Annotated in this window: 27 protein-coding genes and 3 tRNA genes; 13 read left to right on the forward strand and 17 right to left on the reverse strand. The window is 53.1% G+C overall.

Translation table 11 applies throughout. The features are described 5' to 3' along the window. Window positions 1-33: 33 nt before the first annotated feature. The 9 genes from IPM31_12960 to IPM31_13000 all read right to left on the reverse strand — a co-directional run bounded on the left by IPM31_12960 (window position 34) and on the right by IPM31_13000 (window position 9,174). Window positions 34-3,288 carry a GAF domain-containing protein gene (locus tag IPM31_12960; GenBank protein MBK9007893.1) on the reverse strand — a complete coding sequence of 1,085 codons (3,255 nt, stop codon included), beginning with the start codon at window positions 3,286-3,288 and terminating at the stop codon, window positions 34-36. Between the two features lie 190 nt (window positions 3,289-3,478). Beyond that, window positions 3,479-3,549 (reverse strand) — tRNA-Cys (locus IPM31_12965). A 12-nt stretch (window positions 3,550-3,561) separates the two neighbouring features. Then, window positions 3,562-3,633 (reverse strand) — tRNA-Gly (locus tag IPM31_12970). Window positions 3,634-3,656: 23 nt separating this feature from the next. Further along, window positions 3,657-3,729, reverse strand: a tRNA-Phe gene (locus IPM31_12975). 127 nt (window positions 3,730-3,856) lie between these two features. Next, on the reverse strand, window positions 3,857-6,280 hold the full coding sequence (locus tag IPM31_12980) for an FtsW/RodA/SpoVE family cell cycle protein (GenBank protein MBK9007894.1): 2,424 nt from the start codon (window positions 6,278-6,280) through the stop codon (window positions 3,857-3,859). After that, complete coding sequence (gene mtnP / locus IPM31_12985) at window positions 6,277-7,146, reverse strand: S-methyl-5'-thioadenosine phosphorylase (GenBank protein ID MBK9007895.1); 870 nt, start codon at window positions 7,144-7,146, stop codon at window positions 6,277-6,279. The genes IPM31_12980 and mtnP overlap by 4 nt, the downstream gene beginning before the upstream one ends. A gap of 15 nt (window positions 7,147-7,161) precedes the next feature. Further along, complete coding sequence (locus tag IPM31_12990) at window positions 7,162-7,611, reverse strand: FHA domain-containing protein (GenBank protein MBK9007896.1); 450 nt, start codon at window positions 7,609-7,611, stop codon at window positions 7,162-7,164. After that, window positions 7,608-8,477: an FHA domain-containing protein gene (locus IPM31_12995; protein ID MBK9007897.1), complete on the reverse strand. Its 870-nt coding sequence runs from the start codon at window positions 8,475-8,477 to the stop codon at window positions 7,608-7,610. Before IPM31_12995 ends, IPM31_12990 begins: the two co-directional genes overlap by 4 nt. A gap of 109 nt (window positions 8,478-8,586) precedes the next feature. Next, window positions 8,587-9,174 (reverse strand): zinc ribbon domain-containing protein, encoded by a 588-nt coding sequence (locus IPM31_13000; protein MBK9007898.1) that lies wholly within the window; start codon window positions 9,172-9,174, stop codon window positions 8,587-8,589. 75 nt (window positions 9,175-9,249) lie between these two features. Between IPM31_13000 and IPM31_13005 the strand changes: the two genes are divergently transcribed. Together IPM31_13005 and IPM31_13010 are read left to right on the forward strand one after the other, a co-directional pair. After that, the gene (locus IPM31_13005; GenBank protein ID MBK9007899.1) at window positions 9,250-9,828 is read left to right on the forward strand and encodes an SH3 domain-containing protein; all 579 of its coding nucleotides are present in this window, start codon (window positions 9,250-9,252) and stop codon (window positions 9,826-9,828) included. Then, complete coding sequence (locus IPM31_13010; protein MBK9007900.1) at window positions 9,825-10,451, forward strand: SH3 domain-containing protein; 627 nt, start codon at window positions 9,825-9,827, stop codon at window positions 10,449-10,451. Before IPM31_13005 ends, IPM31_13010 begins: the two co-directional genes overlap by 4 nt. A gap of 43 nt (window positions 10,452-10,494) precedes the next feature. On the opposite strand, the gene IPM31_13015 is transcribed toward IPM31_13010, so the two are convergent. Continuing rightward, entirely contained in the window at window positions 10,495-10,899 is a 405-nt protein-coding gene (locus IPM31_13015) for an iron-sulfur cluster assembly accessory protein (protein ID MBK9007901.1), read from the reverse strand. A 265-nt stretch (window positions 10,900-11,164) separates the two neighbouring features. Here IPM31_13015 and ffh point away from each other — a divergent pair, with 265 nt between their 5' ends. Continuing rightward, window positions 11,165-12,490, forward strand: a complete 1,326-nt coding sequence (gene ffh, locus IPM31_13020; GenBank protein MBK9007902.1) for a signal recognition particle protein — start codon at window positions 11,165-11,167, stop codon at window positions 12,488-12,490. Window positions 12,491-12,594: 104 nt separating this feature from the next. Here ffh and IPM31_13025 read toward each other — a convergent pair whose 3' ends face one another. The 7 genes from IPM31_13025 to IPM31_13055 form a co-directional block, all read right to left on the reverse strand. Continuing rightward, window positions 12,595-13,260: a hypothetical protein gene (locus IPM31_13025; protein MBK9007903.1), complete on the reverse strand. Its 666-nt coding sequence runs from the start codon at window positions 13,258-13,260 to the stop codon at window positions 12,595-12,597. 139 nt (window positions 13,261-13,399) lie between these two features. After that, complete coding sequence (locus IPM31_13030) at window positions 13,400-13,585, reverse strand: hypothetical protein (protein ID MBK9007904.1); 186 nt, start codon at window positions 13,583-13,585, stop codon at window positions 13,400-13,402. Window positions 13,586-13,598: 13 nt separating this feature from the next. After that, on the reverse strand, window positions 13,599-13,859 hold the full coding sequence (locus IPM31_13035) for a Txe/YoeB family addiction module toxin (GenBank protein MBK9007905.1): 261 nt from the start codon (window positions 13,857-13,859) through the stop codon (window positions 13,599-13,601). Further along, on the reverse strand, window positions 13,856-14,110 hold the full coding sequence (locus tag IPM31_13040; GenBank protein ID MBK9007906.1) for a type II toxin-antitoxin system prevent-host-death family antitoxin: 255 nt from the start codon (window positions 14,108-14,110) through the stop codon (window positions 13,856-13,858). Before IPM31_13040 ends, IPM31_13035 begins: the two co-directional genes overlap by 4 nt. 70 nt (window positions 14,111-14,180) lie before the next feature. After that, window positions 14,181-14,528, reverse strand: coding sequence for a hypothetical protein (locus IPM31_13045; GenBank protein ID MBK9007907.1), 348 nt, complete (start codon window positions 14,526-14,528; stop codon window positions 14,181-14,183). Continuing rightward, the gene (locus tag IPM31_13050; protein ID MBK9007908.1) at window positions 14,521-14,874 is read right to left on the reverse strand and encodes a hypothetical protein; all 354 of its coding nucleotides are present in this window, start codon (window positions 14,872-14,874) and stop codon (window positions 14,521-14,523) included. The genes IPM31_13045 and IPM31_13050 overlap by 8 nt, the downstream gene beginning before the upstream one ends. Continuing rightward, window positions 14,847-15,134 (reverse strand): hypothetical protein, encoded by a 288-nt coding sequence (locus IPM31_13055; GenBank protein ID MBK9007909.1) that lies wholly within the window; start codon window positions 15,132-15,134, stop codon window positions 14,847-14,849. Before IPM31_13055 ends, IPM31_13050 begins: the two co-directional genes overlap by 28 nt. Before the next feature lie 134 nt (window positions 15,135-15,268). Here IPM31_13055 and IPM31_13060 point away from each other — a divergent pair, with 134 nt between their 5' ends. The 10 genes from IPM31_13060 (at window position 15,269) to IPM31_13105 (ending at window position 22,329) form a co-directional block, all read left to right on the forward strand. Next, entirely contained in the window at window positions 15,269-15,667 is a 399-nt protein-coding gene (locus IPM31_13060; GenBank protein ID MBK9007910.1) for a hypothetical protein, read from the forward strand. A gap of 108 nt (window positions 15,668-15,775) precedes the next feature. Continuing rightward, the gene (locus IPM31_13065) at window positions 15,776-16,462 is read left to right on the forward strand and encodes a response regulator transcription factor (GenBank protein ID MBK9007911.1); all 687 of its coding nucleotides are present in this window, start codon (window positions 15,776-15,778) and stop codon (window positions 16,460-16,462) included. Window positions 16,463-16,622: 160 nt separating this feature from the next. Next, window positions 16,623-17,756, forward strand: coding sequence for a HAMP domain-containing histidine kinase (locus IPM31_13070; GenBank protein ID MBK9007912.1), 1,134 nt, complete (start codon window positions 16,623-16,625; stop codon window positions 17,754-17,756). A 22-nt stretch (window positions 17,757-17,778) separates the two neighbouring features. Continuing rightward, window positions 17,779-18,075, forward strand: a complete 297-nt coding sequence (locus IPM31_13075; protein ID MBK9007913.1) for a BrnT family toxin — start codon at window positions 17,779-17,781, stop codon at window positions 18,073-18,075. After that, a complete protein-coding gene (locus IPM31_13080) occupies window positions 18,059-18,406 on the forward strand; it encodes a hypothetical protein (GenBank protein MBK9007914.1) in 348 nt (115 codons plus the stop codon). The genes IPM31_13075 and IPM31_13080 overlap by 17 nt, the downstream gene beginning before the upstream one ends. A gap of 171 nt (window positions 18,407-18,577) precedes the next feature. Continuing rightward, window positions 18,578-18,910: a 30S ribosomal protein S16 gene (gene rpsP, locus IPM31_13085; protein ID MBK9007915.1), complete on the forward strand. Its 333-nt coding sequence runs from the start codon at window positions 18,578-18,580 to the stop codon at window positions 18,908-18,910. A 75-nt stretch (window positions 18,911-18,985) separates the two neighbouring features. Further along, complete coding sequence (locus IPM31_13090) at window positions 18,986-19,222, forward strand: KH domain-containing protein (protein MBK9007916.1); 237 nt, start codon at window positions 18,986-18,988, stop codon at window positions 19,220-19,222. Then, window positions 19,222-19,755: a 16S rRNA processing protein RimM gene (gene rimM / locus IPM31_13095; GenBank protein ID MBK9007917.1), complete on the forward strand. Its 534-nt coding sequence runs from the start codon at window positions 19,222-19,224 to the stop codon at window positions 19,753-19,755. The genes IPM31_13090 and rimM overlap by 1 nt, the downstream gene beginning before the upstream one ends. A 198-nt stretch (window positions 19,756-19,953) precedes the next feature. Further along, window positions 19,954-21,060, forward strand: a complete 1,107-nt coding sequence (gene dprA, locus IPM31_13100) for a DNA-protecting protein DprA (protein ID MBK9007918.1) — start codon at window positions 19,954-19,956, stop codon at window positions 21,058-21,060. A 177-nt stretch (window positions 21,061-21,237) separates the two neighbouring features. Beyond that, a complete protein-coding gene (locus IPM31_13105; protein ID MBK9007919.1) occupies window positions 21,238-22,329 on the forward strand; it encodes a mannose-1-phosphate guanylyltransferase in 1,092 nt (363 codons plus the stop codon). Window positions 22,330-22,342: the final 13 nt, after the last annotated feature.

Below are 22,342 nucleotides of genomic sequence, written 5' to 3' on the forward strand. Positions count from 1 at the left end.
TAAGGTAATCAGGGCCCCAGAGTCGAATTGCGATCAATCATCTTTTTGTTCATCTTCGGCGATCATCGCGAGAAACACATTGACCACCTCGGGGTCAAACAACGCGCCGGAGTTTTCGCGGATGTATTGGATCACCTTTGGGCGGGGCCAAGCCTTTCGGTATGATCGGTCTGAAAGCAGGGCGTCCCAAACATCGACGACAGAAAAGATCCTCGCAGAGATCGGGATTTGTTCGCCCTTTAATTTATTTGGATATCCGCTACCGTCCCAGTGTTCGTGATGGCAGTAAGGAACGTCGAGCGAGTGGCGCAGGAATGTGATGGGGGCGAGCAAATCATAGGCATATTGCGGGTGGCGTCGCATTTCATCCCATTCATCGGCTGTAAGTGGTCCTGTTTTTTTCAGGATTTGGTCTGGAACGCCCATTTTTCCGATATCATGGAGGAGCACTCCGCGATAGATATTTACGAGGTCTTCCTCTTTGATACCCATGGCGCTTGCCAGCCGCAAGGTCAGGTCGGTTACGCGGCGGGTATGTCCTTCGGTTTCGCGGTCTCTCAGTTCCAGCGCGCGCGCCCATCCCTCAAGGGTGGTATCGTATGCTTGGGTGAGTTCCTGATTCGACTTTTGTAAATTTTCAAATAAGTGCGCGTTGTCGATGGCGATGGCGGCTTGACCAGCGAGCGTTTGGAGAAATTGCATCCAATCTGCGTTGGGGGAAAGCGGCGAACGATGGAACACCTCAAAGACACCTTTGATCTGTCCTTTGACGATCAGCGGGATGCCGATATATGTAACAAATCCCTCGCGTAACAAGAATGGATCTCGACGGGCTTCAGGAGAATTTTTCAAGTCGATCACATGATCGATTCTTCCCTTCATTACCACCTGCCCAGCCAATCCCTCGCCGATTCGCACCAGTGGGCGGGTGGGCGTGATCGTTTTGAACCCAGCGCTAGACAGGTAGGATAAACTCTGGATCTCCGGTCGATAAATAAGGATCTCGGCGGCGTCGACTTTCAATTGTCTGACAGAATATTCCGTCAGGATACTAAGCGTTACTTTCAAATCGGTGGAGGATGCGATCGCCGAATCGATATCGCGCAGGGTTGTCAGGCGGCGGATTTGTTCCTGCCCCTGTTCGAACAATTCCGTGCGGTGAACGGCATTGCCGGCGATCTCCGCCAGAATGGTCATCAGGTTTACTTCGTCATTCGTGATGTGCCGCTCCGAATCGATGAAAATCGCCAAAACGCCCACAATTCCCGCTGTCGAGTGAATCGGAATGGCGACCCCTCCCAGGCCGGGTAAAATGCTATCGCGGTTTTTCTCGTAGGTTAATGGATCGGCTCTTAAATCGCGCGAAATATACTTTGTGCCGGTGACGAAGGTTCGCCCAACGATTCCTTCCGTGGGTTTTAATTCTTTCACAGATATATTCAGTTCGTTCCCTTTGGCGATCCGTTGAACAAGGAGGTTGTCCGTCTGGCTGAAGAGCCAAATCGAACCATGCTCGGTGTTCATCAAACGCATTGTTTCATCCAGCAAGATTACGAGCATTTCATCCAGGGTCTGGGCAGTGCGCAGGTCGGCGGAGATCTGGTTGATGATTTCCAATTCTCGCACGCGGCGTTGTTCCGCTTTATAAAGGCGAAGCCGCTCAATGGCGCTTCCAAGCCCTCCCGCAATGGTAACCAGGAATCGCTCATCGCCATCGTCGAACGCATCCGGCGATCTGCTCTCCACGTTGATTACGCCGATGGTCCGCTCATTAACCTGGATCGGCACACACAACTCCGAGCGAATTTCGGTTGCGATCGGCACATAAACATCTTCTTTACTTACATCGCCGGTCCTGATGGGTCTTCCAAGGCGAACGGCTTTTCCGGTGATTCCCTGAGAGATGTGGAATCCATCCCTCCAACTGGAGATATTCGCCCCGCGGTAGGAGGGATGAGGAAACAAGACTTCGCCGGAAGAATCCAGCAAAAGGATGCCGCACACCTCTGTGTGAACATGGCTTATGATGCTGGTAATTTTTTCGATCAATTCATTTTCCGAGGTGGCAATTTCCGCCTCGGCCGTCGAAGCCATGTGCAGAACCGTCAACTCCTTCACTTGCCGGGAAAGCGACGACTCCGCTTTCTTAATGGCAGTGAGATCAGTGATCACCGCAATCGCGCCCCGCTTTCCAATCTCGTTTGAACGCGGCGCGCCGCTGATAATCACAGGCACGGTATGACCCTGTTTATGGAGCAGTATGGATTCGTAGGTTGAAGACTGCCCGCGCTGACGGATTTCACTCTGTCGGTTAAGCGCCGCGCGCATGGACGGATCGGTAAAATCTGAGGGTCTTTGTCCGATAATGTCCTCTTGACTCCGCCCGATTATTTTCGCATACGCAGGATTGACGTATTCAAACACGCCTTGTTCATTGGTGATGGTAAGACCCTGCGCCATGGTATTGAGGATTTGCAGGGCAAAATCTCGTTCATTTTGCAGGGCGGTTTGAATTTCCCGCTCTTTCGTAATATCCACTAGGATGCCGTGCCAGTAGATCGGGACCCCGTGATTATCACGGATCAGGCTGGTATCCTCTTTGATCCAGATCACTTGGCCATCGCGCCGCACGATCCGATATTCTTCACGAAAGGGCGTTTCCTTGTTATGTGATAGGACGAACGCCTGTCTGATTCTCTCTTGATCGTCGGTATGAATGGTTTTGAACCAGTGGGTAGGATCCGAATACCAATCGGTTGGGGTGAAACCGGTCAATTCCTCGTAACGAGGCGAAACATAGACCCCTGTTTCCTTGTCGTCTGCATTGCTAAGAAAAACGACGGCCGGCGTTTGTTCAATGAGCGTTTGGTATTTGATCTCCGTATCGCGTAATGCCGCTTGTTCCTTCAGCAATCTGCTCTGGGCAATGGCATTGGTGATCACCACCGACAGGCGCAGTAAATAGTCGCTTTGTTTGACGAGATAGTCGGTGGCTCCACCCTTGAGCGCCGCAACCGCATTTTCCTGATCGCCCTGGCCAGTAACGAGAACAACCGGCATGATCGCCGAGCGGCTTTTGACATGCGTCAACAGATCTAGCCCGGTCCCGTCCGGCAGGCGAAGATCGGAGAGCACCAGATCGATATCGGTTTGCGAATCGAGGATATCCAAAGCGGCAGAAAGCGTCTCTGCGTGGATTAATTCAAACCCGCGCTGAAACGCATCTTCAAGCGCTCGCTCGGTGAGAGCTACGTGAGCGGGATCGTCTTCAACGTATAATATTTTCATCGATGGAATTGTAATCTTGCGTCGTCATAAATGCATGATCGATCAGCGACAGGATAAGTTACTAAGGCAATTATATGCTGAAATGAGCGGTTGAGGTTTGCAATTCTTGCGCATCATGCTGTGGCAACAAAAAAACGCCTTGCGGCGTTCATTCTTCAAAAGTTTGTAACCGTCTATCAAAACTTGAGAGAGGCGTCGACGGGATTTGAACCCGTGGTGAGGGTTTTGCAGACCCTTGCCTTACCACTTGGCCACGACGCCATAAAAAAACTGAGCGGGCGATGGGATTCGAACCCACGACCTTCTCCTTGGCAAGGAGACGTACTACCACTGTACTACGCCCGCATTCGGTTAACGTTCACCGATAGTGCCGAGACACAGAATCGAACTGTGGACACCGCGATTTTCAGTCGCGTGCTCTACCAACTGAGCTATCTCGGCGATGTTCCTTTGGTTAAGCGTGCGGAATTTTACTTTGGGAGTAGGGGATTGTCAAGCAACGCCCTGCCAAACCTGCTCGATACCCCTGTTTCGTTTATCGCCAAATAAAACATCTTGGCAGGCGCTACTATGGACTCATCGCATCCACAATGAGTTCGCGGCCGACCCGCTCGGCAAGGCGCTCATTATCTTCCTCGATCAATACCACCACGACGAACGGCGTGCCCTGCCAGTTCCCCGGCGTGCCAGCCAGGAACCACGTTACGGATGTATCGCCCTCGCTAGCCTTCCCAAGATGCGACCAAAAATTGTCGCCCTTCTGGATGAACGACAAAGACGCCTCATCCGCCATTTCCGCCTGCATCGCCCTCACCGGCGTTCCCAACACCGGGAGCACCACCCAACCCTCCACTGGAGTATTGACCGCCGATGCGATACTCGGCGCGGGGATAACCCCATGATTGCTCAACGCGGCAGATGCCAGCGCAACTTGCAGAGGCGACACATGGAAATGTTCAAGCTCACTGGTAGAAAGCGACTCAGCCGCCGGCAATTCAAGTTGCGGCGGCTGTAGAAAACCCATCGACTCATGCAAAGACGAAAGTTCCTCGCTTGTAACAAATTGTCTGCCAAACAAAGCCGCGGCAAACGGATCGATAACCGAGCCGGTGGGGTATAGCCCCTGGGTGGCGCGGTTAATCAACGGCTGATCGGGATCGCTGGTCAGGCTCTGCCCGATCTCGTTCAGGTGATTTGGATTGAACGTAGGATGCGAAGACATCACAAGGATTTCGCCTGTCTGCGCGTTCATCATCACCACCGCGCCGGAATGACCCAGCAACATTTCATCGGCGCGAAATTGCAGGTAGAGATCGATCGTCAACCGCACATCCAACCCTGTGGGCGACATGCCGTAGAGCAGGTGGTTCCACCAAATGGTAGTCGCCGGCGTGCCTTTATTGCCGCGCAGGTATTCATCGAGCGACGCTTCCAGCCCAGCCTGCCCGTATTTGGCGTGGTTGTAACCGGTCACAGGCGCAAGATCGGGGTATTTATACGAGCGTTCCAATTCGCCAACCTTGCCAATGGTGGTGGTGATAATGGTATCGGAACGATCCAGGAGCGCGCCCCGCCGCACAAATTGATCTTCGATCATTCGCCGAGGATTATCCACGCGGGTCAATAAATCTGGTCCGCGAACGACAGACCACCATCCGGTTACGAGCGCGGCAATACACAACCCCAATGAGAGAACGCCGCTCACGAAAAGGTAAGGTTGATGATTTTGTAGAGGCGCGGGTTCTTCGTCCAAGTGGTTGCTAATGTGCATGAGAAACAACAACCCGATATACGAAACCAACAGGGATGAGCCGCCATAGGAAACAAAGGGAAGCGTAACACCGGTCAATGGCAGGAGGCGAATATTTCCCCCGACGATCAGCAATGCCTGAATGCCAAAGTACGAGGTGATTCCCGCCGCGAACAACCGTCGAAAGAGATCTGGCGCGCGCAAAGCCGCGCGAAAACCTCGCCCGACGATCAAGATGAAGAGGGCAAGCAGGCCGAGGGTCCCGAAAAGACCCGTTTCCTCCGCTATTGCCGCATAGATGAAATCCGATCCTGCCACAGGGATGATCCCGGGGTTGCCCAACCCGGGTCCGCGCCCTTCGATGCCCCCGTTTGCGACGGCAAGCAAAGCCTGAATGATCTGATACGAACCGCTGATCGGGTCATCCCATGGATGAAGCCAGGAGTCGATACGCGCCTGCACGACCCCAATGAAGTAATACCCGGCGATTCCAAACAGGGCGATAAATAAGACACTGACCAATATGGCTCGGCGCCGCCCGGTGGCAAGGTAGATGATGATCGTGTAGAGCGCCATAAAGATCAAGGCGGTGCCCAAATCGCGTTGGAAGAGGAGCAATAATACTGCCAGGTTGCTGATGATGAAAGCGGGCATGATGATTGCCAGCATTCTTCCGCCTAACGCGATGCGGTCTGCCAGAAAAGCCGCAAGATATGCCACCAGCAAAAGTTTGAGCGGTTCGGAGGGCTGAAAATATAACCCACAGCAACCAAACCATAATTTCGGACCGATACCGATGGGGTTGGTTCCAAAAAATAATGTGAGCCCCACAAGCGCCAGCGCGCCGGCAAACAGGAGATATTTATACCTGCGCAGAAAAACAAGTTGCGAGGAGAGGCGCAAGCCCAGCAAAAAAACAAGCAGGCTAACCACAAGCCATAGCGCCTGGCGCGGCCCGATATTGGAAGCGTCCAGCCTCCAGATGGCGAGCAAGCCCCATCCGCTCAGTAGCGCGGCGGTAGGGAAGAGGAACGGGTCGGCGTCTGGCAGGTATTTAACGATGGCGCGGTGGATCAGAAAAACAAGCAACCCCCAAACGAACAAAGCGATCCAATGCGAGAATCGCAAATCGGCATCGAGCGTTCGCATCTTGACGGCGGGCGCAAGCGTAAGGATGATGGACTGTAAAACAAGAAAGACAGCCGCTAATTTCAGCAGGTTGCTTTGGATAACGCGATTCATTCTTCGAGATATTTATGCGCGAGCAGGTCTAATTTTCTACGAGTCTCGGCAGGGATGGCGTCTTTGCGCGTGATGAGCGCGGTAGCAAGCGCGCGTTCGCAATCGCAGTTGCGTTCTGCCGTGAAGTTCCGCGCGAGCGCGCGAATCGCTTCTTGCGCCAGCGATGTATTTCGGTTCAAGGTTTGGATGACCATGTCCACAGTGACAGGTTCCTCGCTCACATGCCAGACATCGTAATCGGTCACATGCGCCATCGTTGCGTAGCAGATTTCAGCCTCGCGCGCCAGAAAAGCCTCGGGCGCCGCGGTCATCCCGATGATCGACATGCCCCAGGAGCGGAAAGTATTCGACTCGACGCGCGTGGAAAAGCGCGGACCCTCGATCGTGATGAATGCCCCTCCCTTATGCACAACGCCTCCCGCCTCCCGCGCGGCTGATTCAACTTGGGAAGAAAAATCCCCACAGAACGGGTCTGCCACGCTGACGTGCGCCACAAACCCTTCGCCGAAGAATGAACGCGGGCGCAGGCGTGTATTGTCGTAGAGTTGGTCAGGGATGACAATATGCCCCGGCGCAAACTCTTCCTTCAGCGACCCGCATGCGCTGATGCTGACGATCCGCTCCACGCCGAGGGATTTCAACGCAAAGATATTGGCTTGATACGGCACTTCCGTTGGCGTGATGTGATGCCCGATCCCGTGACGGGCGAGGAAAGCCACCGGAGCGCCTTCAAGAGTCCCAGTGACGATCGGCGCGCTGGTCTTCCCGAACGGGGTATCGATCGCTTGTTCCCGCGCGTGTTGGAGACCGGGAATTTCATACAAGCCCGAACCGCCGATGACGGCAAGTTTGATGGTGTCTGCCATGGTTTTATTCATATCCTATTGGGTGGAAATCGGTTCTTCGGTGTCGATGCGGATCACGAACGCAACGTTTCCGCATTGGAATTCGTCATCCGAGATCACGACCGTCGGCGTCGTGAGCGGATTCTCGTTGAGGCTGGTGCCGTTCGTGGAATTCAAATCCTCCAGCCACCATTGACGGTGATGATATGTGATGCGCGCGTGCTGGGCAGACAGGGTTTCGTCCATCAGCGAAACGTCGCAAGAGGCATGCCTGCCGATGATGATCTCCGACTGCAAAAAAGAAAGAGTGCGATCGTTTCCCCATTCCGGTTTGTAACGCAGAGAAATCCGCGGTTTTTTCTGAACAGCGAGCGCTTTTCCTTGCTGGTCAAGTTCCCGCCAGAGCGTCCACAGCGCCCAGCCAAGAAATACATAAAGCGCGATCGACAGCGCAAACCGAAGAACCAAAACAACGGTAGCGATCATCGTCCTTGTTGTTCTTGTTTCAGGCGGTCTGTTTTAATGTCGACTGTTTTTTGGTCCACTAATGCGGTGGGGCGTTCGCTATTGCCTATACCGTTGGGATTCAAAGGAGAGGTTTCCGCCATATCGGGGCGCACAGGAGGATTGTCCTGCCCAAAGATGAGCGCCACGCCGGCGAGGGAAATCACATCTCCGGGGTAGAGCACGGTCTGGCTGGTGCGCTGTCCATTGACAAACGTGCCGCCGGTGGAATTTAGGTCGAACAACACGAATCTCCCTTTGATGGAGCGCAATTGGGCATGATTTCTCGAAACCCGCGGATCATCGATGACGAGTTGATTGTCTAACCGTCTCCCAATATTGGCAACCGGCTCGGTGAGCGGGAACACTTTCACGCCTTCGACGATTAGGAAGGCATTATCCGGCACATACGCGTCATCTTCGAGTTCTTTGGTGACCCCGCCTTTATTTTCCATGCCCTGTGTATCGGCGACCGGTTCAAGTTTATGCGAGGCAACCACGCTAATATCGTCGTTCGTATATTTGTCGTCTGTTGAGATTGTAATCGTGGGGTTGCCGGTGAATTTCAACCCGGAATCTCGCACGGCTGTGGTAATAATGGCTTTGAGTGTATCGAGCGTGCGCTGTTCCTTCCACATGGGGGAAGATTCGGGGGCGACGATGAGCGTAAAAACATTTGGCGCAACGCCCTCCGCGTCTTTTTTATCGATGATATTTTGTTTTAACGCCGCAGAGAGGCGTTGGATAACCCGGTCCTCCAACTTCAAACCCGGTAAGATCCCAACCAATTGGTTTTCAACGAGTGATTGTAATTTGGCTTCCAACAGGTCCAGATTCAGTTTCGTCATTTTCCTGTACCGCGCATTTTGATTTGCAACTTTTGCGAGTATTATAGAAGCGGAGACAAAAAACTGCAAGGCGGCAAACTTACAATTTCAAAACCGACAGGCAGGTCGCCTAATGGAGTTTTTGTCCACAATTCGGGCAAACCGCTTCGTCGCCCCGCACGATAAAGCCGCACGCCCTACATGCGCTGGGTTGGGCGTCGCCGAGCGGCGCGCCGCACGCCAGACACGCCCCCTCGCCTACCGGGTTTGCCACACCGCAGTAATCGCACGTCAGGCGGGCAAAGCGTTCAGAGAGCTCGTGTGACGCGCCAAAAGCGGCGACGGTTCGGTCGATCAACTTCCAGACCCTGTCGCTAAGCTGGATGCTTTCAACATCCTGCGCCAGATCGTCCAGTCGACTAAGCAGATTGAACGGATTCCTCAGCGCCGACCACGCCGTCTGACCGAGGCTCGCCGCAACTCCCAGCCACGCTTGCTCGCCCACCTGAACCATGATCCCATCCTCGGTTTTTTGGATGTTGACCGTGAGCGCGGTCTGCCCGCCCGACATGGAACCCGTTCGCGTGGCGATCTGTACTGACATCTTCTCCGGCCCGCCGACGGTTTGCGCAAGCATATTGCCGCGGTTGAATTCTGCCAAAAGCGCATGCGCAAGATCGGCAGGTTTTATACTTCCGTGAAAAATTCGTCTGTCCATGATTTCGATTATAATCCGCTTCATCAGCGACGACTACGAGTCGTCGCGTTTTGTCTCTCACAGAAGTTATACGTAATGAAACAAATTTGGTTTAAGTCTTTCTCAATCTTGCTCGCCGCTCTTTGCGCGGGGTTGGTCATGTTTCCGCTGGCGGGGCAGGCGGAGGCTTATCAAGATGCGCCTACCCCGGGCGGCATCGTCATCACCGTGACGTACACCGACCCAATGAATGTCCGCAATGGGCCCGGAACCTTCTACGATATTGTCGGGCAAATTTTCCCGGGCGATGTCTTCCCCGCGCTGGGAATTTCGCCGGGACGGGAATGGATCCAAATTTCTTATGAGGGCGGTATCGGATGGGTGTACGCTTCGTATGTGGCGGTCTCTGGCGGCGAATTGCAGGTCGTCGAGTCGCCTCCGACACCGACGCCGCTAATCACCAATACGGTGGACCCAACCCTTGCCGCCCAATTCCACCTCACGCCGACGGTGACGCGGTTGCCGACCTTTACGCCTCCTCCGCCGATGACCGAGTTGTCGTTTGAGGAAGGCGCGCCGGTTTCACCGTCCGGGGTTCCATCCGGTATATTCATTATGATCCTCGGCGTGTTCGGCTTGATCGGGCTGGTTTTTTCATTTACCGCGCGAAGATGAACGCTCGTAAAGTCCGGGTATTCCCTGTTTTCTTTATTATTGTTGTTTGCCTCCTGCTGGCTTTGTTCGATTATACAGAGCCGGCGGTTGTCCGCGCGCAACAGCCGACCGGCAGTATTCCGACCGTGACAGGCACGCCCGCAGGTCCAACGGTCAAGGTTGACCCAAGTATTCCCCAAGTCCGTGTTTATGCGGGACCCAGCTCTTTTGATTATCCCGCAGTGGGGGTTTTGGTAGCCGGCGAGACAGTTCCCGCGCTGACGCGCGCGCAAGGCCGGGAGGATTGGATTAAGATCTATTATCCGGGCGTGCCGGGTTCAACGGCATGGATATTCGGGTTATATGTATCTTTATCTCCGGGCGCGGTTCTACTGCTAGAAGAAATTCCTGCCACACCAACGCTTGCTTCAACGCCGACGATCAACCCGACACTGGAGGCGGCTTTTATCGGTCAGCAAACAGCAACCCGCTTACCGACATTCACTCCACCTGCTGTGATCGAGCCGCCGACCTTCAGCGATGTGACCGAAGCGCAACCGCCAATTCCTGCCGGGCTGGCTATTGTCTTGTTGGGATTGGTGGGGTTTATGGGCGCGGTCATCTCATACCTGCGCGGCAGATAAAAAAAAGACCGAGAGATCGGTCTTTTTTCTTTTCGTTTAGCGGTTAGTTTTGGCAGGAGCATGAACCGCCGCAACCGCAACCGCCTTCTCCGTGCTCATGCCCGTGCCCTTTTGCGTTGGGGCTATCCACTGCGAAGCCGGCGCCGCGTTCAGGGTCGTCGATGAAATCGATCGTCGCGCCGTGAAGGTATTCCATCGAAACTTCGTCGATCACCACTTTGACGCCATTCAGTTCGAGCGTGGTGTCTAGATCGCGGAAGTTGTTATCTAACGCCATGCCGAAGTTCACACTACAACAACCGCCGCCTGCAACATACACGCGCAAAGCGTAACCTTCCAATTGACGTTCGGCAAGGATATTTTTGACAGCATCCGATGCGGCGCTGGAGAGGGTGATCTGGGGCGTATCGGTTCCTACAATAACCTGAGTGTTGATTTCTTCTAACATTGCTACTCCTTTGAGAAGGTCTTTTCGTAATTTGTAGAGAGATTTTATCCCCTTCAAGGTGGGATGTCAACAGCCCCAGATTGTACGATTCTGTTTGTCGTCTAATCGCCTATTAAGCCCGAGCGCGGTGACGTAACTCGAAAGGGCGACGGACGTAAAGTTTGCGGAACAAGAACGGGAAGAGCCGCGCTTCTCTCTTGGCGTCGGTCTGGTTCGCCCTCTTCGACTTTATCTCCCCTTCAACTTGATGACGTATAATTGACCTATGTTTGAAAACCTCACCTCACGACTCAACCAAGTATTCGACCAACTGCGCCGACGCGGCAAACTCTCCGAAGCGGATGTGGACGCGGCGATGCGCGAAGTGCGCCTTGCCCTGCTCGAAGCGGACGTGCATTTCAGCGTCGTCAAAACATTCATCGCGCGTGTGCGTGAACGCGCCGTCGGCGCGGAAGTGTCGAAGGCGTTGGTTCCAGGTCAACAAGTAATCAAAATAGTCAACGAAGAGTTAATCGCGACTCTCGGCGAACCCGCGCCGCTGAAATTCTTTGGTCCCAAGCCGCATGTGATTATGATGGTGGGTTTGCAGGGATCGGGTAAAACGACTCACGCGGGCAAGATCGCAAAGATGCTGCGTTCAAAAGGGGAGCGGGTAATGCTCGTCGCAGGCGACCCGTATCGCCCCGCCGCGGTGACTCAACTGCAACAACTCGGCGAACGGATTGATGTCCCCGTTGAGTCTGATTTGAATGTCAAGCCGCCAGAACTCGTCCAACGCGCGTTCGAAAAAGCCCAAAAGGGCGGATACGGCGTCGTGATCGTGGATACCGCTGGACGGTCGCAGTTGGACGCGGAGTTGATGAGCGAGTTAAAGTCCATCGTGGCGAAAGTCCCGCCTGTGGAGACGTTGCTCGTGGTCGACTCAATGATCGGGCAGGAAGCGTTGAACATCGCGCAGGGATTCCGCGATAACGTTTCGATCACGGGATTGGTGATGACGAAAATGGATGGCGATTCGCGCGGCGGCGCGGCGATCTCGATCCGTTCGGTGACGGGTGTGCCGATTAAGTTTATCGGCACGGGTGAAAAATTGGATGCCCTCGAAACATATGACCCCGCGCGGTTGTCGTCTCGCATTTTGGGCATGGGCGACATGATCGGCTTGATCGAAAAAGCCGAAGCCGCGTTCGATCAGGAAGTGACGCAAAAATCTGCCGAGCGCATGATGAAGGGACAGTTCTCGCTCGAAGATTGGCTCGACCAAATGAAGCAGATGAAAAAGATGGGACCGCTCGCGCAGATCATGGACATGTTGCCTGGGCAAATGGGACAAGCCGCGCGTCAGATTGACCCGAAGGATATCGAAAAGAATTTCAAGCAGACCGAAGCCATCATCCATTCAATGACATTGAAAGAACGCCGCGACCCTGACATTTTGAACGCCTCACGCCGACGTCGCATCGCGGCTGGCTCTGGCATGGAAGTGCAGGATGTGAACCGCCTGATCAAACAGTTCCGCGAAGCGCAGAAGATGATGAAGATGTTGACGAAGACGGGAGGAAAAGGATTGGGGAGGTTGTTTGGGGGTTAGTTGGATAGTTTATTAGTTGGGTAGTTTGATAGTCGCGTGATTGCGGTTTGGCTGATTAATGTTGTAGGTCACGCTTAAAGCGTGACCTACTTTTTTGCTGAGATTTATTGACAAGCCCGCTCGGGGATTCTCGAATCGCAGACTTTCACATCACGCAAGTAGTTCATCCATTGTGTAATTTCATCCTCTGACGGTTTATGCCTGAAGGCGACTTGCACAAGATAAAAACTGTCGTTGCCTTGAATCGCCTTCATGTAAGTAAACTCCACTTTTTGCGTGGACGGGTTCAAGGGGCAATATAACATCCAAAGCACGAAGTTGTATCCGTTTTCAACGCCATCGGCTACAGGATAAGACTCGCTGTTCTCACACGCGCCGAACCAGCGATTCGTCATGGTCTCTTGGGCTTGTTGCGGGGTGGTATTCTTTTCGCCCAGATAAACCAGAACCGTGACCATGGTTGTCCAGTCTTCGACAGTCTCGTTTTCTGCGATCATCTCGGTGATGGTTTCATTTCCCTGCTCTGCCTGATAGCCGATCTTGAATCCATCGGGTAGTCCTGCCAGGAGATTTTCGTTTTCCAACCCTATTCCAGATTCAGGCGTATCCGCTGGAGGAGGCTGAGTGAAAAACTCGGTCGGCATGGGCGGGATAGTGATGATTGTTTGAGGGGTTGCCGTTGCCAGGCTGGGCAGGTACGCCGATGAACAAGCAAGGATGAAAATGCTGGTAATGAAGATTGCACTAATCGCTGCTGTTGATTTTTTCATAGGAACTGACTCCTAACAATGTGATGCCCTGTTATGCCATGCCATGCCCGTCTCGCAGCTTTCCTCCCTCCTCTCTTCACACCGAAGTCACAACCGAATTGAGCTGGTCGTAGTGAATTCACCGAGGGAGCATTTTCTCCTACACAACATCCCACGAAGTCAAGCGCGGCTTCTCATCTATTTCCTGTCCCGTTTTGATAGCCTGCTTGGCTGAGCGGCGATACTTTCGATGCGCGCTGGATTTCATCCATCGCAACGTCTTGCGAAAAGAGCGCGTGTGGCAACGGTGTCGTTTTGCTTTGTTGAGTTTTGTAACAACAGCCATGTTGGGCATCGCTTTACTTCGAGTAATGATAGCGGCAGGAAATAATCACGAGATCTGTTTTTGATACCCCATAAACCAGACGATGTTCGTCGTCAATTCGTCGAGACCAATAACCCGATAGGTCCGCCTTTAACGCTTCGGGTTTTCCAATCCCTTCAAATGGTGTGCGTACTGTGTCTTTGATCAGTTGATTGATCCGTTTCAGTAGCTGGCGATCTTTCTCCTGAAACCATAGATAATCCTCCCAAGCCGATTCGGTGAAGACCAGCCTCATGCCTCATCCAGTTCGCGCTCGGTTACCTTTCCTGCTTGCGCCTCCGCCATGGACTTTCGAAGACGCGCGGCGTTTGCAGGATTAGACAACAGGTAGGCTGTTTCCTGCCATGAATTGAATTCATCCAAAGATAGAAGGACAATTTGCTGACCCGTTTCGGTCGTGATAATCGTCGGCTCGGCGTCTGAAAAGATTTTCTTGATCAGCGAGTCGAGATTGCGTTTTGCCTCGTTAACTGTCACCATGTTCATGGTTCACCTCAGGCAGATGATAAGCATCTGCAAACGCTTCCGCGTGTGCCATTTTTCATCGCTAGGAAGATTATACACCCTCCACATCCGTGGGCTGAAAGCGCAAGTTTGCCTTGCGGGTACGCGAGGAGTTCCCGTTCTTTGTGCTGACCTTCCTCGCCGTCTCACGTGAGATAACTTTTGGATTTTTTACGCGAGAACGAATAGGAGCAAGTTCGCCAACATCCACAAAAACAACATTTACATCTTTCTTTGGGGCGTGCTTGAGCATAAAGCGCGTATAGCCCTTGTCGCGGGAATCGAGCAAAATGACTTCCGCGCCATCGGGAATCTGTTCGCTGAATTTGGGATGCATGGCAATAAAGCGCGTGAACTCAACGAAGAGGTCTCCATGCTTTAGGGTATATAGATCACTCATAGTTCATCTCCTTCAAAAATCGCTCGATTTCCAAACGAACAATTTCCAGGTCGTTATTGGGATCACCAGTTAGCGCCGAAATGGCAACGATTCCGTCTGCGTTATGAAAGTGATGAGGAAAACTTGACAGATCGGAATGATGAGGGGCATTATCCCAGCCTAAAATTCGCTTCTCGCCCTGTGTGAGAGTGTAAGAGTATTTATCGTTGCTCTCGTTGAAGTAAATATCGAGAATATAGCCGCCCTTAAGTTGAATCCGCCACTTGGTCAGAAGATCATGTACCGAGACGACAAGAGCGCAGGTTGCGACGAAACGGTTTAATGCGGCTTCGATTGGAGCAGCCATTCCAGCACCCGCTTCATCAGGTCTGCTTGCTTTAAAGCGTCAAGCGCATTTCGCCACTCGATGGAATCTTCCCAGTCGGGGTGCTCCCGTCCTTTTCCTTCTGCGAGGCGCGTCTCAAGCGATTCCAACGACACGTTGTATTGCGTCTCAAAGCGTTGGATCATCGCTTGCAAGACCGACTCGCGGCGCGACAAATCGTCGCGCAGGCGGGTCAATGCGTTGCGTGAGATATTTTTGGGGAAAGGGGCGAACGCTTGCATGGGGCGATTATAGCATTGTTGGGAATGATGGGAAACTGTGGAATTTACGAACTACAAAGTTCCCTCCTCTCTTCACACCGAATTCACAACCGACTCCTATACTCCGAGCATCAGTTCAAAACAAAGGAGTAAACATGAACGGAAAAATTGCACTACGTGTCGTTGCGGGGTTGGTCTTGCTGGCGGTCATCGCCGCCATCGGCTTCTTCGCGTTTCAGGCGGGAGTCGCCCAAGGCTCGCCGATCACCATCGAAGCGCCTTCGGGCGAAGGGATGCCCATGCCGTATCCGCATTACGAGTATGGATACGGGATGCGCGGTCATCATCCATTCGGATTTGGCTTCGGATGCTTGATTCCCCTCGTTGGCATCTTCCTGCTTGTCCTCGCGCTCAAGTCATTCCGCGTGATGATGTGGGGTCCGCGCTGGGGCTGGGGAGGTCGTCATGGCTGGGGCGAGCACAACGTCCCGCCAATGTTCGATGAGTGGCATAAGAAAGCGCACGGTGAGTCGGCCGAAGAAAAGAAAGAATAAGAACGTATAATGGTCGTGAGGCGGCAAGATTCTCCGCCTCACGATCTTTCCACTTTCCACTTTCTTCACCAATGAAAGTAGAAAGTGGAAACTCGACCATCCCTCACCATGAAAACCATCCTCGTTGTAGACGACGAACCCAAGATCACCCAACTCGTGCGCGATTATCTCGAACGCGCGGGATTTGGCGTTTTGATCGCGCATGATGGGAAGAATGCCTTGTCGCATGCAAAAACGGATAAACCCGACGCGGTCATTCTGGACCTCGGCCTGCCTCAGCTCGATGGGCTGGATTTCACCCGCGAGTTTCGCAAAACATCCAACGCGCCGATCATCATGCTCACCGCCCGCGCCGACGAATCGGACAAACTCATCGGGCTCGAACTCGGCGCGGACGATTATATGACCAAGCCATTCAGCCCGAAAGAATTGGTGGCGCGTGTCCGTGCAATGTTTCGACGGATTGAGAATGCGACCAGCATGAGCTCAGAAATGATCCGCGTGGCAGACCTCACTCTCGATGTGCCGCGGATGCGTGTCACTGCTGAGAAGCACGAGATCGAAGAGTTGACTCCCACCGAATTTGAATTGCTCGCCACCCTCGCCCGCCAGCCTGGGCGAGTCTTCACCCGCGCCCAATTGTTGGATGCGATTCACGGCGTGGCATTTGAATCTTATGAACGCGCCATTGACGCGCACATCAAAAACATCCGCCGCAAAGTGGAAGTCAAAGCGAGCGAGCCGAAGTATGTGTTGACTGTGTACGGCGTTGGATACAAATTTTCGGATAAATAAGATGCCTCTGCTGGTTGAGTAGCCCTGAGCGTTCGTTGCGAAGGGCGTATCGAAACCAGCATGTAAGCAAAGCAATTTCTGTTTGAAGAGTATGTCTGTAACTGGTGGTTTCGATACGGCGGACGAACGCCGCCTACTCAACCACCGAAGTATGAATGAAATGACCCACTCCCACCCTCACCGCTCCAAACCACCTTGGTGGCCCGACAACGAAGAATGGCCCCCCAAACGTTGGCGTCACATGCGCGGCAAACCTTTCTTCCGCAGGATGGGATGTTTTTTCATCCTGTTCAGTTTCTTCGCGTGCATCGGCGTGATGGCGATGCTGCGATTCTTCCTCGATCCATTCGTTGAATTTCATAACATGCCGCCGATGATGCCGCCAATGGATCGCCCAGGTTTCATCGTGCCGTTTGGGTTTATCGGCTTCCTCATTTTGATAGCAACTGTATTTTTTGCCGTTCGCAATTTGCGGCGAATGTCCATGCCGTTGGATGAATTGCTCGAAGCGTCGAGCCGCGTGGCGGATGGCGACTTTGCCGTGCGCGTGGAGGAGCGGGGACCGTTTGAAGTCCGCGCGTTGTTGCGGGAGTTCAACTCGATGGCACAGAAATTGGAGTTGAACGATAAACAACGCCGCAACATGCTGGCGGATATTTCCCACGAACTCCGCTCGCCGATCACGATCATGCAGGGCAACCTCGAAGGGATGATTGACGGAGTCTACGCGGCGGATACGGAGCGATTGAAGTCGCTGTACGATGAGACGCAAATCCTTTCGCGGCTGGTGGACGACTTGCGGACTCTCGCGCTCGCCGAAAGCGGGTCACTGCAATTGAAGCGCGAGGCGACCGATTTGGGTTTGTTGATTCGTGAAGTCCTTTCGGGTTTTGAATCACGGGCAAATGAAAAGAAGTTCAGGTTTGAGTTTCAACTAGATGATGTGGAAGCAATTGAAATTGACCCATTGCGCATCCGCGAGGTGTTGACGAATATCGTGGCGAATGCGGTGAGATATACCCCAAGCAGAGGGGAGATAAAGGTTGGGGTGACTGAATCAGCTGTCCCTGAGATTCGAAGCGTGACGGTCTTCGTCCAAGATAGCGGGGAGGGAATCCAAGCCGACGATCTGAGTCGTATCTTCGACCGATTCTACAAATCCAGCGATTCGGGTGGGATGGGGCTGGGGCTGTCCATTGCGAAATATCTGGTTGAGGCGCACGGCGGCAAGATTTGGGCGGAATCCGAAATGGGGCAGGGGACGAGGATTTCGTTCACGTTACCGATTCTGTAAACCTGAGGGGTATAATTTGGACATGAAGTATATTTTTCAGTGGGACGACAATAAAGCGCGCAGTAATCTGGCGAAACATAAAGTGAGTTTCGACGAAGGCAAGACAATTTTTTACGACCCGTTCATTATTACGTTTGACGATGAGTCTCATTCGCGTCATGAAGAGCGGTTGATCAGCATAGGCACATCGTTCAACGAAAGACTTTTGCTGGTTGTCCATTTGGAAAGAGAAGAGACATCCGAAGGCGTGTTCATCCGAATGATCAGTTGTCGCAAGGCGACTCAACTTGAAAGAAATTTATATGAAGAAGGCGAATAACACATCTAAAACTTTTGATGACGACATGCTCCCTGAATATGATTTCAAGGGGCAGAAGGGCGCGCGAGGCAAATATTATCTTGGACCGAAGCAGGCTCACTCGGTTCATGTCCGTCATGCAGACGGCACGATCACCAGGCAGAGTTTTGATTCTCTGCAAAAGGTGATTTTGCTTGACGCCGATGTCGCGGCGCGGTTCCCTGATTCGGAGAGCGTAAACCGCGCCTTGCGAACGTTGATCTCGCTTGTGCCTGAGAAGCAAGTCGGCGAGAAGAACGCGGGCTATCGAACTTCCAAGCCTGCGAGGCGGAAAACGGCTGGCAGAAGATAGGCAAATGAGCGGGGAGAAAGTCTGGTAAAATGGCGACTGCGATTTCAGCCCGCATGTGTTCCTTTCACACACACCTCTCTATGCCTGCCTGAAACGTAAATCAAAATGTGTCGCGTAGTTGGCGTTCTCTAACGCCAGCGGATGCACAAAAATTTATAGGAGAAAAGCAAGATGGTTCGTTTACGTTTACGTCGTATCGGTTTGAAGGGTCAGCCCACCTATCGCGTCGTCGCCGCGGACAAAGAGTCCCCTCGTGATGGCAAGTTTCTGGAAATTCTGGGCTTTTATAATCCCCGCACCCAACCTGCAACAGTCCATTTAAAAGAAGACCGCGTGTATCACTGGATGAAGAACGGCGCGTTGCCGACCGAGTCGGTGGCGCAGGTGTTCAAAGCCTCTGGCACGCTCGACCGCTGGGAACGCTTCAAGAAGGGCGAGGCAGTTGAAACGCTCGTCAAAGAAGCGGACGAGGCGGAAGCCAAACGCAAAGAAGTGAAGAAGTAAATTTATTGATTACGCAATACGCGGTACGAAGTAAGAAATACTGCGTATTGTGTACTTCGTAAAGAGCGCAATACGATGAAAGAATTAATCGAGTACATCGCAAAGTCGTTAGTGGATCATCCTGAGGAAGTGCACGTGACTCAATCGGGAGGCGGTTCGCGCGCGCGCATCGAGTTGAGCGTGTCGAAAGACGACATGGGGCGCGTCATCGGCAAAGGCGGCAAGGTCGCCAACTCCATCCGCGCGTTGTTGCGAGTGGCGGCGGAGCGCGAAGGCAAGCAAGCCACGCTCGATGTGGTCGAGCCAGAATAATGGCAAAAGAAAAAGTCACAGGCTCGCCGAAAGGCGAGCCGCTTTATTTGAGCGTGGGATTTTTACGGCGTCCGCATGGGTTGCACGGCGAGATCATCATGGACTTGCACACGGATTTCCCCGAACGCATGAAGAGCGGGCGAAAACTTTTTGTCGGCGACGAACACAAGCCCGTCACTCTTGCCAGCGCGCGCCCGCATCAATCGGGTCTGCTTGTGAAATTCAAAAATGTTGAAACGCCCGAAGACGCGGGGATGTTTCGCAATCAATGGGTCTTCGTCAAAAAAGCGGATGCGCCTCCACTGCCAGCGGGCACGATCTATCAGCACGAAATGATCGGATTCAAAGTTGTGGATGAAAACGACAATCCGCTTGGCGAGTTGGTCGAGATTCTGGAGACAGGCGCGAACGATGTCTATGTAGTGCGGGATGACTCAGGCAAGGAGATTCTCCTCCCCGCGATTCCCTCGGTCATTCTGGACCTTCAGCCTGCCCGCCGTTTGGTGAGGGTTCATCTGTTGGATGGTTTATAACGGTGGTCGAGTAGTTTGTTCCCCCGCAGTTAAACTGCGGGGGAAACGATACGGTGGTCGAGTAGGGCGGAGCCTGTATCGAGACCACCATGCCGTAAAGCAACTCTTGTTACAAAAAATTGTATGCGTACCTGTGGTTTCGATACGCCCCGCGAAAAGCACGCGGGACTACTCAACCACCGAGTTAGAATCAAATTTATGGACGACAAAAAATTCTGGGTCGGCTTCAACTTGATCAAAGGCATCGGCGCAGTCCGCATGCAGGGACTGGTCGCGTACTTCGGCGACTTGGAGTCCGCGTGGGGAGCCGCGCCGAACGAATTGGCTGAGGCAGGCTTGGGGTTGAAGGTGATCGAGCGCGTGGTGCAAGCGCGCGAAAATGTCGACCTTGATAAAGTCTGGGACAAAATCGAAAAGCAAGGAATCAAAATCCTGACATGGCAGGATGAAGCGTATCCGCAGCGACTGAAAGAAATTGACCAGCCTCCGCCTGTGTTGTACATCCGCGGTGAATATCTGCCTGATGATCTATTCGCAGTTGCCATCGTCGGCACGCGGCGAGTGACTCCGTATGGACGACAGATCACCGAAGAGTTGTCCGCTTTTCTCGCGGCGAACGGCATGACCGTCATCAGCGGACTGGCGCGCGGCGTGGACGCGGTCGCGCATCAATCCACGTTGAAGGCGGGCGGACGAACAATTGGCGTGTTGGGTTCGGGTGTGGACAAGATCTATCCGCCTGAACATCGCGCGCTCGCGGAACAAATGATGGAGCGCGGCGCAATCATCAGCGATTACGCGCCAGGCACGCCGCCCGACGCGTCGAACTTCCCGCCGCGTAACCGAATCATTTCGGGCTTGTCGCTTGCAGTCGTTGTCGTAGAGGCGGGCGAGACAAGCGGCGCATTGATCACCGCCGAGTTTGCCGCCGAGCAGGGACGTGAAGTCTTCGCCGTCCCTGGGAGTATCCTTGCGCCGCAAAGCAAAGGCACGAATAAATTGATCCAAAACGGCGCGCTTCCGCTGTTGAGCGTCAACGATTTGATGCAAGCATTAGACATCACGCGCGTCGGTGAACACAAAGCCGCACGTAAGATCATGCCCTCTGATGCAATCGAAGCAAAACTATTAACTGTGTTGACGAACGAGCCGATGCAGATTGACGAGATCCGCAATCAATCCGAGTTGCCCATCGAGAAAGTGTCCGCGTCTCTGGCGCTTATGGAATTGAAAGGAATGGTAAGGCAGGTCGGTGGTATGAATTACGTCGCAGTGCGTGAGGTACAATCGGAATATAAAACATAAGTGCTCCGTTGGTTGAGTAGGGGCGAGCGATAGCGAGACCCGTATCGAAACCAACGATGTTCAAGAGGAATTTTGTAACAAGAATTGCTTTACGACGTGGTGGTTTCGATACGTCCCGCGACGAGCATCGCGGGACTACTCAACCACCGAATTACTCTGGGATCAAAATATTTGCTAATGAATCCACACACATACGCTGTCATCATGGCTGGAGGCGGGGGGACTCGTCTGTGGCCTCTCTCACGCAAAGAAACGCCGAAACAATTATTGCCTTTGCTCGGCAAAGAGACTCTTTTTCAAAGCACGGTTGCGCGGCTGGAGGCGTTGTTTCCGCCTGAACGAATCTTGATCGTCACCGTTGCAGAGCAAGCGCGTGTGATGCAGGAACAAGTCCCTGCCATCCCCAAAGAGAACTATTTGATCGAGCCTGCGCCGCGCGGGACGGCGTCTGTGGTAGCATTGGCGGCGGCGGTTTTGCAAAAGCGCGATCCGCAAGCGATGATGACGATCCAAACAGCGGACCATCACATCCGCAACAAGGATCTGTTCAAGTACCTCATCGCTTCTGCATTCGATGTGGCGGAAAAAGAGTATCTCGTCACGCTGGGAATCACACCGACGTTTCCATCCACTGGATATGGGTATATTCAACAAGGCGAGCCATTGCCTGACGAATACAAATATCCTGTCTACACAGTGAAGCGATTCAAAGAGAAGCCCGATGAAGTCACCGCGCAACAGTTGCTTCAAAGCGGCGACCATTCATGGAACAGCGGCATGTTCGTTTGGAAAACAAACGTGATTCTCGCCGAAGTTGAACGTCAAATGCCCGAACTCTTCAAAGTTGTTAGCGAAATTTCGTCCGCGTGGGATACTCCAAAACGCGAGGCTGTGATACAAGAGCATTGGTCGGGGCTGAAAAGCCAGACGATTGATTACGGGATCATGGAACACGCGGAGAAAGTTGCAGTCCTTCCCGCGGGCGGACTCGGTTGGAGCGACGTGGGCGCGTGGGATTCGTTGTTCGAAGTGTTGATGCCAGACGCGAATGGAAATGTCGCGGTCAATACCGAGCATATCGAAATCGACTCGCATCACACGCTCGTCTACAGCGCAAACAACGGACGCTTGATGGTCACTATTGGTATGGATAACGTGATTGTGGTAGATTCGGGCGACGTGCTGTTGGTCTGCAAAGCGGATCAAGCCCAGCGCGTGCGCGATGTTGTGGAAAAGTTGAAGAAAGCGAAACAGGAGAAATTTTTGTAACTCGTCATTGCGA

It is taken from the genome of Candidatus Defluviilinea gracilis, assembly GCA_016716235.1.
In the GTDB taxonomy this organism is placed as follows: domain Bacteria; phylum Chloroflexota; class Anaerolineae; order Anaerolineales; family Villigracilaceae; genus Defluviilinea; species Defluviilinea gracilis.

What these genes read in the sequence shown, in the direction of transcription:
- mtnP (MBK9007895.1), bottom strand. Translation starts at nt 7,146, where the DNA reads ATGGCAGACACCATCAAACTTGCCGTCATCGGCGGTTCGGGCTTGTAT.
- IPM31_13045 (MBK9007907.1), bottom strand. Translation starts at nt 14,528, where the DNA reads ATGAGTGATCTATATACCCTAAAGCATGGAGACCTCTTCGTTGAGTTC.
- ffh (MBK9007902.1), top strand. Translation starts at nt 11,165, where the DNA reads ATGTTTGAAAACCTCACCTCACGACTCAACCAAGTATTCGACCAACTG.
- IPM31_13005 (MBK9007899.1), top strand. Translation starts at nt 9,250, where the DNA reads ATGAAACAAATTTGGTTTAAGTCTTTCTCAATCTTGCTCGCCGCTCTT.
- rpsP (MBK9007915.1), top strand. Translation starts at nt 18,578, where the DNA reads ATGGTTCGTTTACGTTTACGTCGTATCGGTTTGAAGGGTCAGCCCACC.
- dprA (MBK9007918.1), top strand. Translation starts at nt 19,954, where the DNA reads ATGGACGACAAAAAATTCTGGGTCGGCTTCAACTTGATCAAAGGCATC.
- IPM31_12980 (MBK9007894.1), bottom strand. Translation starts at nt 6,280, where the DNA reads ATGAATCGCGTTATCCAAAGCAACCTGCTGAAATTAGCGGCTGTCTTT.
- IPM31_13050 (MBK9007908.1), bottom strand. Translation starts at nt 14,874, where the DNA reads ATGGCTGCTCCAATCGAAGCCGCATTAAACCGTTTCGTCGCAACCTGC.
- IPM31_13040 (MBK9007906.1), bottom strand. Translation starts at nt 14,110, where the DNA reads ATGAACATGGTGACAGTTAACGAGGCAAAACGCAATCTCGACTCGCTG.
- IPM31_13090 (MBK9007916.1), top strand. Translation starts at nt 18,986, where the DNA reads ATGAAAGAATTAATCGAGTACATCGCAAAGTCGTTAGTGGATCATCCT.
- IPM31_13080 (MBK9007914.1), top strand. Translation starts at nt 18,059, where the DNA reads ATGAAGAAGGCGAATAACACATCTAAAACTTTTGATGACGACATGCTC.
- IPM31_13105 (MBK9007919.1), top strand. Translation starts at nt 21,238, where the DNA reads ATGAATCCACACACATACGCTGTCATCATGGCTGGAGGCGGGGGGACT.
- rimM (MBK9007917.1), top strand. Translation starts at nt 19,222, where the DNA reads ATGGCAAAAGAAAAAGTCACAGGCTCGCCGAAAGGCGAGCCGCTTTAT.
- IPM31_13025 (MBK9007903.1), bottom strand. Translation starts at nt 13,260, where the DNA reads ATGAAAAAATCAACAGCAGCGATTAGTGCAATCTTCATTACCAGCATT.
- IPM31_13035 (MBK9007905.1), bottom strand. Translation starts at nt 13,859, where the DNA reads ATGAGGCTGGTCTTCACCGAATCGGCTTGGGAGGATTATCTATGGTTT.
- IPM31_12990 (MBK9007896.1), bottom strand. Translation starts at nt 7,611, where the DNA reads ATGATCGCTACCGTTGTTTTGGTTCTTCGGTTTGCGCTGTCGATCGCG.
- IPM31_13060 (MBK9007910.1), top strand. Translation starts at nt 15,269, where the DNA reads ATGAACGGAAAAATTGCACTACGTGTCGTTGCGGGGTTGGTCTTGCTG.
- IPM31_13015 (MBK9007901.1), bottom strand. Translation starts at nt 10,899, where the DNA reads ATGTTAGAAGAAATCAACACTCAGGTTATTGTAGGAACCGATACGCCC.
- IPM31_12960 (MBK9007893.1), bottom strand. Translation starts at nt 3,288, where the DNA reads ATGAAAATATTATACGTTGAAGACGATCCCGCTCACGTAGCTCTCACC.
- IPM31_13055 (MBK9007909.1), bottom strand. Translation starts at nt 15,134, where the DNA reads ATGCAAGCGTTCGCCCCTTTCCCCAAAAATATCTCACGCAACGCATTG.
- IPM31_12995 (MBK9007897.1), bottom strand. Translation starts at nt 8,477, where the DNA reads ATGACGAAACTGAATCTGGACCTGTTGGAAGCCAAATTACAATCACTC.
- IPM31_13065 (MBK9007911.1), top strand. Translation starts at nt 15,776, where the DNA reads ATGAAAACCATCCTCGTTGTAGACGACGAACCCAAGATCACCCAACTC.
- IPM31_13030 (MBK9007904.1), bottom strand. Translation starts at nt 13,585, where the DNA reads ATGGCTGTTGTTACAAAACTCAACAAAGCAAAACGACACCGTTGCCAC.
- IPM31_13070 (MBK9007912.1), top strand. Translation starts at nt 16,623, where the DNA reads ATGACCCACTCCCACCCTCACCGCTCCAAACCACCTTGGTGGCCCGAC.
- IPM31_13000 (MBK9007898.1), bottom strand. Translation starts at nt 9,174, where the DNA reads ATGGACAGACGAATTTTTCACGGAAGTATAAAACCTGCCGATCTTGCG.
- IPM31_13010 (MBK9007900.1), top strand. Translation starts at nt 9,825, where the DNA reads ATGAACGCTCGTAAAGTCCGGGTATTCCCTGTTTTCTTTATTATTGTT.
- IPM31_13075 (MBK9007913.1), top strand. Translation starts at nt 17,779, where the DNA reads ATGAAGTATATTTTTCAGTGGGACGACAATAAAGCGCGCAGTAATCTG.